Annotated in this window: 2 protein-coding genes and 1 tRNA gene; all 3 read left to right on the plus strand. The window is 34.9% G+C overall.

Annotation, left to right across the window (positions count from 1 at the left end; genetic code table 11):
- The first annotated feature begins 19 nt into the window (after positions 1–19).
- The 3 genes from AC1DPQ_RS26840 to AC1DPQ_RS26850 all read left to right on the plus strand — a co-directional run bounded on the left by AC1DPQ_RS26840 (position 20) and on the right by AC1DPQ_RS26850 (position 1,716).
- The gene (locus tag AC1DPQ_RS26840; RefSeq protein WP_477611443.1) at positions 20–736 is read left to right on the plus strand and encodes a tyrosine-type recombinase/integrase; all 717 of its coding nucleotides are present in this window, start codon (positions 20–22) and stop codon (positions 734–736) included.
- Positions 737–750: 14 nt separating this feature from the next.
- A complete protein-coding gene (hpf, locus tag AC1DPQ_RS26845) occupies positions 751–1,098 on the plus strand; it encodes a ribosome hibernation-promoting factor, HPF/YfiA family (RefSeq protein ID WP_025143266.1) in 348 nt (115 codons plus the stop codon).
- A 545-nt stretch (positions 1,099–1,643) separates the two neighbouring features.
- Positions 1,644–1,716 (plus strand) — tRNA-Thr (locus AC1DPQ_RS26850).
- The last annotated feature ends 6 nt before the right edge of the window (positions 1,717–1,722 follow it).

Raw genomic sequence — 1,722 nt, forward strand, 5'->3', positions numbered from 1 at the left:
ACGGAGCTAACGGAGCTATATGGTAGATCTGATGGAGAAGAAAGTATCAGAACAGACCATCAATAGAAAAATTTCGACGTTGAGGAGTTTTTATAAATTTTTGCAGCGAAGCGGAAAGATTGATCAGAATCCTACCGTTTTAATTAAAGCACCAAAAATACCCAAAAGACTACCCGTATTTGTTGATTCGCAAAAGATGGATCAGCTATTGGATTCGGAGCATTATTTTAATGAAAGCTTCTCTTCTGTTCGCGATCATCTGGTAATCGAGTTGCTTTTTGGTACCGGCATGCGTTTAACAGAACTACTCCAGTTAAAAGATATAGATATTTATTCGGGAACGATAAAGGTATTGGGTAAAAGAAATAAAGAGCGGATCATTCCTGTAAATAAACAGCTTATCAATCAGGTAAATACCTATGTTGAGCTAAAAAAGTTGCAAAACTTTAATAACAATTTGCCTATCTTAATCGTTACCAATACAGGTGCAGCGGCATATCCAAAGTTAATATACCGTATTGTTACCTCATACCTAAACCACGTATCAACCAATGAGAAGAAAAGTCCCCACGTGCTTCGGCACAGTTATGCAACAAGCCTGCTAAATGCAGGAGCAGATCTAAATGCAATTAAAGAACTTTTGGGTCACGCCAGCTTAGCAGCAACCCAGGTTTACACCCACAATTCGATCGAAAGATTAAAAACAATTTATAAACAAGCCCATCCAAAGGCATAAAAAAAGGAGGAAAAATGAAAATCGGAGTTCAATCAATCCACTTCAGTGCAGACAGTAAGTTGTTAGATTTTATACAAAAAAAAGCAAATAAGCTAGATCAGTTTTTTGACCAGATCATTAGCGGAGAAGTGTATTTAAAGTTAGAAAACGTAGAGGATGAGGCCAATAAAATTAGTGAGATAAAACTCATTGTGCCGGGAGGGACCCTCTTCGCTAAAGAACAATGTAAATCATTTGAAGAAGCCACAGATCTGGCAATTGAATCGTTAAGAAAGCAGATCACTAAACATAAGGATAAAACACGTGCAAAATTAAGTGAGCATAAAGCAATTTTAAGCGAAAGCGAAGCTGCTGATTACTAAAAATTAGCATTATTTTAAGAAAAGGCAACATGATTAATCATTATGTTGCCTTTTTTATGGGCTACCGTGAGGAATTTGCTGTTGTTTTTAATTGTTTTTGATTAATTAATAAATGGTATCGATTGATTTTTTTTAAAATTAATAAGGATGTAAACGATTTGGTGATGTTAAAGGGTATAAGAAGTGGTAGCTGGAAAGCGCCAGGACATGGGGGCAAGCGTAATTAAACTTAAAAACCGATTCATATTCGTTAGAACACCGAAAAAGTTAAAAAAATAATACGATTTTAAGCGAAAGCAAAGCGACTGATTATGAAGTACCTATTATTTTAAATCGTCTTAATTGAGTGGGAGGGCTAAAAATTTCACTATTTTTTTTCAAATTTATTTTGAAGTGAAATATAAGTGTGTATATTTGCATTCCCTTTCGGAAACGGTGTTAGGCCAAGAAGAAAAGGCTTGTTCTTTAAAAAGATAAAAGTTTTAAAAAAACACGTTAATAGTATGAAAAATGAAGATTTTTCGTATCATTGCACAAAATTTAAAGCCTCCTTAGCTCAGCTGGTATAGCAACTGACTTGTAATCAGTAGGTCATTGGTTCGATTCCGATAGGAGGCTCTTTTT

This window comes from Pedobacter sp. 01T416_2 (assembly GCF_056398925.1).

Excerpts from the sequence above, each read along its gene's own strand:
- AC1DPQ_RS26840 (WP_477611443.1), top strand. The coding sequence starts at position 20 with ATGGTAGATCTGATGGAGAAGAAAGTATCAGAACAGACCATCAATAGA.
- hpf (WP_025143266.1), top strand. The coding sequence starts at position 751 with ATGAAAATCGGAGTTCAATCAATCCACTTCAGTGCAGACAGTAAGTTG.